8 protein-coding genes are annotated in these 7,448 nt (G+C 59.2%); 2 read left to right on the top strand and 6 right to left on the bottom strand.

The genetic code is table 11. The features are described from left to right. From ABIZ35_RS25370 to ABIZ35_RS25350, 5 genes are all read right to left on the bottom strand, one after another. The coding region (locus tag ABIZ35_RS25370) for a sugar ABC transporter ATP-binding protein (RefSeq protein ID WP_348222727.1) at nt 1-1,075 on the bottom strand (1,075 nt) is incomplete at its 3' end. A 13-nt stretch (nt 1,076-1,088) separates the two neighbouring features. Continuing rightward, the gene (locus ABIZ35_RS25365; RefSeq protein ID WP_348222726.1) at nt 1,089-2,108 is read right to left on the bottom strand and encodes an ABC transporter permease; all 1,020 of its coding nucleotides are present in this window, start codon (nt 2,106-2,108) and stop codon (nt 1,089-1,091) included. A gap of 117 nt (nt 2,109-2,225) precedes the next feature. Continuing rightward, nucleotides 2,226-3,317 carry a substrate-binding domain-containing protein gene (locus tag ABIZ35_RS25360; protein WP_348222725.1) on the bottom strand — a complete coding sequence of 364 codons (1,092 nt, stop codon included), beginning with the start codon at nt 3,315-3,317 and terminating at the stop codon, nt 2,226-2,228. 465 nt (nt 3,318-3,782) lie between these two features. After that, complete coding sequence (locus ABIZ35_RS25355; protein ID WP_348222724.1) at nt 3,783-4,013, bottom strand: DUF3006 domain-containing protein; 231 nt, start codon at nt 4,011-4,013, stop codon at nt 3,783-3,785. A 2-nt stretch (nt 4,014-4,015) separates the two neighbouring features. Then, a complete protein-coding gene (locus tag ABIZ35_RS25350) occupies nt 4,016-5,200 on the bottom strand; it encodes an MBL fold metallo-hydrolase (protein ID WP_348222723.1) in 1,185 nt (394 codons plus the stop codon). On the opposite strand from ABIZ35_RS25350, the gene ABIZ35_RS25345 reads away from it, so the two are divergent. Then, nucleotides 5,199-6,089 (top strand): DUF58 domain-containing protein, encoded by an 891-nt coding sequence (locus ABIZ35_RS25345; protein ID WP_348222722.1) that lies wholly within the window; start codon nt 5,199-5,201, stop codon nt 6,087-6,089. The genes ABIZ35_RS25350 and ABIZ35_RS25345 overlap by 2 nt on opposite strands. Nucleotides 6,090-6,098: 9 nt before the next feature. On the opposite strand, the gene upp is transcribed toward ABIZ35_RS25345, so the two are convergent. Then, nucleotides 6,099-6,731 carry a uracil phosphoribosyltransferase gene (gene upp, locus ABIZ35_RS25340; RefSeq protein ID WP_348222721.1) on the bottom strand — a complete coding sequence of 211 codons (633 nt, stop codon included), beginning with the start codon at nt 6,729-6,731 and terminating at the stop codon, nt 6,099-6,101. A gap of 335 nt (nt 6,732-7,066) precedes the next feature. Between upp and ABIZ35_RS25335 the strand changes: the two genes are divergently transcribed. Next, nucleotides 7,067-7,448: BatA domain-containing protein (locus ABIZ35_RS25335; RefSeq protein ID WP_348222720.1), on the top strand; the 382-nt coding region annotated here is incomplete at its 3' end.

The following is a 7,448-nucleotide window of genomic DNA, read 5'->3' as shown; positions in this document are numbered from 1 at the left end:
TGGTGTTTTCACGGACGCTCATTGGCAGGATCAGGCCCTGGCCCTTACGGTCCTCCGTCACGAAGCCAATACCGGCGTGGGTCGCGTGGTGCGGCGATTTTGGCTTGTACGGCTGTCCATCCAGCGTGAAAGCGCCGGAGTCGTAAGGATCGGCGCCGAAGATACAGCGGGCGATTTCAGTGCGGCCTGAGCCGACCAGGCCGGCCAGCGCGACGACTTCGCCAGCGTTTACCGTCAGGTTGATATCCCGAAGAACCCCCTTGCGATTGAGACCCGATACGGTCAGGACGGATTTGCCGACGGGAGCGACCACCTTGGGGAAGTTGGACTCCAGGCTGCGGCCGACCATCTCGCCGATCAGGATCTCGGGGGTCGTTTCGGACATCTTGTGCGTCTTGATTGTCTTGCCGTCGCGCAGCACCGTCACGCGGTCCGCCAGCATGAACACTTCGTCCATACGGTGCGAAATGTAGATGATGCCGATGCCGGAATCGCGCAGGCGTTTCACCAAACGCCAGAGGCTGACTTGTTCGTGCTCGGTCAGCGTGGCCGAAGGTTCGTCCATCGCGATGACCAGCGCCTTGCGGCTGGTCGCCTTGGCGATCTCTACCAGTTGCTGCTGGGCGATGGAGAGCTGATTGACGGGCTTGGAGACATCGACGTCCAGGCCGAGGTCGGCGAGGATCTTGCGGGCCTGCTCGCGCATCTTGCGATGGTCCACCGAGCCGGGGAAGGGGCCGGGCGTCATACGTCCCAGGAAGATGTTCTCGGCGACGCTGAGGTGCGGCACGAGGTTCAATTCCTGGTAGATGATCTGGATGCCCAGCTCCATCGCCTGCTGCGGCGTGCGCGCTTCGATCGGCTTGCCGTTCATCAGGATCCGGCCGGTATCGGCTTTGTAAGCGCCGGCCATGATCTTCATCAGCGTGGACTTGCCCGCGCCGTTTTCACCCATGATGGCGTGTACTTCGCCGGGAACGACGTCGAAGCTGACGTCTTGGAGCGCTTTGACGCCGGGAAAGCTCTTGCTGATCGCCTCCATTTGCAGAAGAGGCGTTGCGGTCGTTGTCGTCATAATCGTCGCTTTCTTACGCCTTGGCCGCCGAGCGATGGCGGAAGCGGTCGATCGCCACGGCCACGACGATGACGACGCCGATGATGATTTCCTGGATGTAGCTGGGCCAGCCCATCAGCTGCGAGCCGTTGCGCAGAAGCGCCATGATCAGCGCGCCGATCAGCGATCCCAGGATCGATCCTTCGCCGCCGCTCAGACTTCCTCCGCCGATGACGACCGCCGCGATCACGTCCAGCTCTTCGCCCTGAGCGATCGTCGGGTCGCCCATGCCGGAGAGGCGGGCGAACTGCATCATGCCCGACAACCCGAAGAACAGACCTGCGAGCGCATAGATGCTGATCTTCAGCGCATCAACGCGCAGGCCCGAAAGGCGGGAGGCGACTTCGTTGGAGCCGATGGCGAAGATCGAGCGTCCGAACACGGTGAACTTCAGCATCAGATGGACGAGGATGGCGAGGCCGATCACGATCCATACGGCGGCGGAGACGCCGCCCGGAGCTGTATTCTGGGTCAGGCCGTCGATCCAGCTATGCGGGGCGTAGATGGCATTCTCGTTACCTAGCCACTTCGCGGCGCCCCGCGCCACTTCCAGCGTGCCGAGTGTGACGATAAAGGGCGTCACGCGCAGGGCGACGATCAGGCCGCCATTGATTGCGCCGACTGCGCCGCCGAGCGCGACTGCGGCGAGCAGCGCCACTATCGGTGACACGCCGTGCTGCTTCATCAGCACCGCCGCTAGTACACCGGTCAGCGCGACGACGGAGCCGACGGAAAGGTCAATGCCGCTGCTGATGATGATCATCGTCATCCCCAGCGCGCCGATGGCGACGATGACGGTCTGACTGAGCACCAGCTGAAAGTTGCCGAAACTCAGGAACGTCGCGCGCACGTCGGGCTGGATCGAGAACAAGGTCATGACCAGGAAAAGGCCGATGAACGGGCCCAGCGATTTGAAAATCTGCTGCGTACGCGCGGCGCCGGCGCCTGGGGCGAGTTTCGTCTGCGTGGGGGGATCGGATTGAACGGTAGTCATAAAATTACTCTGTCGTGAGATGTTCCAACGCACTCATGGCGCAGACCCGGCGGAGGCGCACAGCCTCTCACCGGGTCCGCGCCGTGATGGACGCAAGAACAGAAGTATCGATGGTTTCTAGGAAGCGCCGAGATACTTGTCAATCGGCGGGTTGATCAGCTCGTTGACCTTGGGATCGTTGACGTTTTCCGGAGTCACCAGCGTCACGCCGGTGTCGACACTCGCCGGAACGGTTTTCTTTTGAACGGCGTCGAGCGCGGTGTTGACGCCAAGGTAGCCCATCTGGAACGGGTTCTGGACGACTAGCGCCTGGATTTCATGCGCGTTCAGCGCGTCGATCAGCGGCTTGCTGCTGTCGAAGCCGACGAACTTCAGCTTGCCAAGCAGGCCGATGTCCTTCAGAGCCAGCCGCATTCCCAGCGTCGAGCTTTCGTTCGGGGTGAAGACGGCGTCGATTTCCTTGCTGTGGCGGCCAAGGACGTTCTGGGCCGACTTGTAGGCCGTATCGACCGTCGGACCGGCGTACTGGTCGCTGCTCACAACGACGATGCCGGGGGCTGTCTTGATCGTGTCCAGGAAGCCCTTTTCGCGCGCTTCGGTGCTGGCGGAGCCGATGCCGTATCGAAGCATCAGGAGACGTCCCTTCCCACCCAGCAGCTTGATCATCTGCTGGCCGGCGATCGCGCCGCCCTTTTCGTTGTCGGTCGAGACAAACGAGGCGATCTTCTTGGAGTTCAGCGAAGAGTCGATGATGACGACCGGAATGCCGGCGGTCTCGGCTTCTTCGACAGGGCGCACCAGCGCTTCGGAGTCGAGAGGCGCCAGGACCATGGCGCTTACCTTTTGAGTGGTAAAGGTCGCGACGACGTCGGTCTGTGCGTTGCGGTCATCCTCGCGGACAGGGCCTTTCCAAATGATGTGGACATTGTTGCCGGCTGCGTTGGCTTCCTGCTCGGCCTTGACGGCGCCGGCATGCAGCGCCTTCCAGTAATCGTGGGTCGTGCCTTTAGGAATGACGGCGATCTGAATCGCGGGACCCGCCGGGGTCGCGGCGGCTCCTGGGCCCCCCGTAGTGGCCGGCGTTGTCGGAGTGGGATTGCATCCAGTCAGCAGTGACGCCGATACGCTGAATGCGCAGACGATCGCCGCCGTCCGGCTGCAGATCAGCGAGCGGCTTCGCCCGGTCATTCGAAGAGAACTGTTCAACATGGCGCCTCCAGAGCGGGTGTAAAAGTGGGTGGTCGATGGAATTACGCAGCGCTTGCCGCCTTGGCTTCGGACCGACTGTCGCACATTTGTCGCGAATCCTCGGCAGGGCCAAAGCATGCAGCGCTATCCAGCGCCATTATATCATAGTGGAGCCATTATATCATAGTCTCCAATACGCGGATATGTATGAAACTATCGTATTCATATCGATTTCCGCGCGGCAGGCCACCATCTATTGAGGACGCAGAAGGAATCACGCATCAGCAGAGAGCGGCGAACGTGGGCGGGCGATACTGACGAACAGACCAACGAGATTAAGAATACGTTATCCACGCAAAAATATCAAGTGCGTGAAATGTGACACGATGTATCCTTTTGTGACATTCGCGCGATCAAAGCCGACGCCGCGAAGATCTGTCTGAATGGGCATTCCTATACCCCCATCTGGAAGATATGGTGGGGGCATTATCCCGCCATCTCGTCCATGAGGCTCTGCACGTCGTCCTTCACAGATTTTGTCTGCGTTTCGTCGATTTCATATTCTGCGTTCGCTGTGCGCTGTATCAGCCAGACGCCTTCATGCGCATCTTTGGGCAGCTTGTCGCAGGAGATATCCAGATGCTCCTCGCCGCCTTCGGGGACGAGCACCGCGATGTCGTTTTCCACACGGTCGAGAAAAAAGCGTTTGTCCGTCATGGTTAATTCCTCGCCGCGCGGTATCCGGCGGCCTCGGCTTCGGCGGCGCTATTGAAGTAGACACGGTTTTTGGGGGAGGGCAGGGTTCCTCCGTCCTTCACGACATGATAGATATGTGAGCGTGTGTTGCCGACAATCGGCCCGTTTCCGGTATTGACGACATCTGTGGAAGGAGAGGATTGTGCGGCGGCAGGCGCGGGCGCCATGCTGCTGCTGTCTTTGTGGCGTCCGCGCGTCTGTCCTTTGCCCGGAGCGGGCGCGTCGGCGGATTTGCCGAGCGGCGTCACATGGTATGTGTCGCCGTCGGTCGTGACGACGATCGTTCCCTGCTTGTCGGTGCGCCAAACTCTTGCGCCGGCCTTGGCCAGAGCCGCCATGGCTTCCTTATGAGGATGGCCATAGCTGTTATTGACGCCGCACGAAATAATAGCGTCCTTTGGCTGCACACGCGCCATGAAGTCGTCATCCGTGCCGTTGTGTGAGCCATGGTGTGCGGTTTTGTAGATGTCCGACTTCAGATCGGGATTGTCTTCGTACAGTCGCGCGCGTTCTTTTTCCTCTTCGTCACCGCAGAAAAGAAAGCGCACTTTTCCATCAGTCACTTTACAAACGACGCTGTTATTGTTGGGATCGCTGTCGGTTCCGGTGAGCAGCGGCGCTTTGGGCGCGAAGAACTCCATCGTGATCCCGTCGCCCAGATCGCGCTTTGTTCCGACCAGGCTGCGCGATACGATCGTGAACTTTACGCTGTGCGACTTGATCTCCTGAAGCATCCGTTTCTGGGTCTGGCTAGCCGTCGCCAATCCGCTGTCTACGAATTCATGCACCTTTACCGTTTGAAGCACCTGAACCATGTTGCCGATGTGGTCCTCATGGGGATGACTGGCGACGATGAAATCGATGTCGGTCACGCCGCGTTTGGCGAGATATCCCAGGAGCGCCTTGCGGCCTTCGGGAGGACCGCTGTCGATCAGAATATTCTTGCCGGACGGCGTCTGCAAGAGTTCGCTGTCGCCCTGGCCGATGTCGATATATGACACGGTCAAAACGTTCTTTCCGGTCATCATCGGGGCGCCGGCGGGAGCGGGCGGCGTGAGGATTCCTTTGGATGAAAATGCGCCGGATGTGGACTTTCCGCATCCGGTCGCGACGACGAGTAAAAGTATGCTACAATGCACCAGTTTCATGGCGACACCTCAACTGATTCTGGAACCGGATTTCTTGAAGAAGCTCGAAGCCTTGAGCCTCGTCAGCCGCCGCGCGTACGCGGGGGTGACCAAGGGCGAACGGCGTTCCGTCAAACGGGGAGCTTCCATCGAGTTCGCCGATTACCGAGAGTATTCTTCCGGAGACGATCTCCGCTATGTCGATTGGAAGGCCTACGGCCGTCTCGACAAACTTTTCCTTAAGCTTTTTATTGAGGAAGAAGATCTCAATCTTCACCTCCTGATCGACACCAGCAAGAGTATGGGATTTGGCTCTCCCATGTCCAAGGCCGATTATGCTCGGCGCACCGCTGCGGCGCTTGGCTACATCGCTTTGTGCGAGTATGACCGTGTATCGGTCGCCCCGTTTAACGCCGGTCTGCGCGAACCGATGCGTCCCTTGCGCGGTAAGCCCGGCATCGTGCCGTTCTTTCGATATCTCGAAACGAAGACCGCGTCCGAGGGCGAAACCCGCTTTGGCGATGCGCTCACCCAGTACGCGGCGCGCACCACAAGCGGCGGCATCGCCGTCGTGATCTCCGACTTCTTTGATGATACCTACCAAAAGGGCTTGAAAGCGCTGATGGCGCGCAATCTCCAGATTGTCCTGCTGCATGTTCTCGACAAAGACGAGATCAACCCGCCATTGACCGGCGATTTGCGTCTGGTCGATTCCGAAACGGGCGAGCAGGGCGAGGTCAGTATCTCCGCGCATCTCCTGGGACGTTACGAAGAGCGCCTGCAGAAGTTTTACGCAGAACTCAAAGGGACGGCGTCCCGTTATGGAATGGATTACGTGAAGACATCGACCTCCGTGCCGTTTGAAGACGTGATCCTTCAGTTCCTGCGGCGCGGCGGATTGCTTCGCTAATTCTCGACATCAGTCAATAGGCTCGGTCCCGTATAGTCGATCGCCGAAGTCGCCGAGGCCGGGCAGGATATACTTGTTCTCGTTGAGTTCGCGGTCCAGTCCGGCGCTGAAGATCGCGACATCCGGATGGTCTTGATTGAGAAGCGCCACGCCTTCGGGCGCCGCCACGATGCTCAGCATCAGTATGCGCTTCGCGCCGGCTTCCTTGACCCGCGCAATGGCGTTCGAGGCCGAACCGCCGGTGGCGAGCATCGGGTCCAGCACCAGCGCCGTGCGTTCGCCGATTTTGGGCGGCAGCTTGGTGTAATACGAAGACGCGACGGCGGTTGCGTGGTCGCGCTCCAGTCCAATATAACCGACCGAAACATTGGGAAACAGCTCCAGCAATGGATCGAGCATTCCCAGGCCGGCGCGCAGGATCGGAACCGCGATCAATCCATCGCTAAGCCTTGATCCGGCATACGTTTCCATCGGCGTCTCCACGGAGTGGGGGATCGTTGGTAATTGGCGCGTTGCTTCGATGATCAGCATCAAGGTTAGCTTCTTGGTCAATGACCGAAACTTCGCCGGCTCGGTGGTTTTGTCGCGCAGCTGAGTAATGTAGTGCGCGGCGAGGGGATGGTCTAGGATGGTGATGGTCATATTGCTTTCCGGGATAATATATCGTGAGGCCGTAACGAGGCGGCAGGATTAGAAAGCCGTCAAATGAAGAATGGCCGGCGGTTGAAACCGCGCCGGTAAGAGCGCCGAAGTCCCCTGCGGGGACTACATAATCCTAGTCGATACCGTCTACAATTCGCGTTCTAATAAACGATACCGTGATCGATAGTGTAACCCACGCAGGTGGGTTTCTGCGAACTTTTAGGCGCGGTTTTAACCGCCGGCCAATTACGCTGGCGCATATTCTTAAAACCGCCGGCCATCCTTACGGCGCAATCTCTATGATATCTATTCGCTGATAATCGAAAAACTTCTCCATGAACCTTCTCAGCGCCCTTAATCTTCTCTGGCTCATCCCGCTTCTCGGCGGCATCATCGCCCTGTGGATGCTAAAGCTTAAGCGGCAGGATGTCACCGTCTCGTCGCTGTACCTCTGGCGCGATATCATGGCGCCGGCGCAGTCGAATGCGCCCTTACAGAAGCTTCGGCGGCATTTGCTGCTCTTTCTACAATTGCTGGCGGCATTCCTGCTGATCTTCGCCTTGGCCCGGCCGTTCGTGTACGGTCAGCCGGGGGCGGGGCGCACGATCGTGGTGATCGTGGACAGCTCGGCGTCGATGAATGCGACCGACGTTTCGCCGTCGCGCCTCGGCGCGGCGAAAGAGGCGGCTAAGGATTATTTGGATCGGGAAATGAAAC

Origin of the sequence: Capsulimonas sp. (genome assembly GCF_039929585.1) — a bacterium.
Taxonomy (GTDB): domain Bacteria; phylum Armatimonadota; class Armatimonadia; order Armatimonadales; family Capsulimonadaceae; genus Capsulimonas.
The sequence above is the reverse complement of the archived record's forward strand: the minus strand, read 5'-3'. Positions and strand labels throughout refer to the sequence as shown.